Source organism: Bacteroides sp. 51, assembly GCF_010500965.1.
Lineage (GTDB): Bacteria > Bacteroidota > Bacteroidia > Bacteroidales > Bacteroidaceae > Bacteroides.
On the sequence record NZ_QVMI01000127.1, the window covers coordinates 1 to 389 of the forward strand.

The window sequence follows — 389 nt, forward strand, 5'->3', positions numbered from 1 at the left end:
CGAGACTGAGAACGACCAAGATCCAGGTCGTCGCTATCATTACTCCTGCAAGTACATAAAAGTGTACGGTGGTAAAAAATGCACTAAACGTGGTAAGATAACTTGCTGCGGACCTGTCTACAAACGTAAAAAGGTTTGCAAAAAATGCGGAAAGTATTGCAAACGCCATAGTAAGTGCTGGTATGTTCCAAAACCTGTCCGCAAATGCCACAACAAGAAATTCTGCTATGGGTATGGCTCTCTTCGTCGTTGCTATCGCAGAAGTTATTGTTGCAATGTTTACAAGAAGGTCAAAAAATGTAGTTACCATAAACTTTGCAAAACTCGTTGTGGTCCTTATAAAGGATAAATGTCATCGTAAATTAGAGACATCCTGATCTGAAAAAGAG

Annotated in this window: 1 protein-coding gene; it reads right to left on the reverse strand. The window is 40.1% G+C overall.

What is annotated here, in order from left to right; translation table 11 throughout:
• Window positions 1-310 (reverse strand): hypothetical protein (locus D0T87_RS24350; protein ID WP_203558781.1); only part of this gene is annotated, 310 nt, incomplete at its 3' end.
• Window positions 311-389 lie beyond the last annotated feature (79 nt).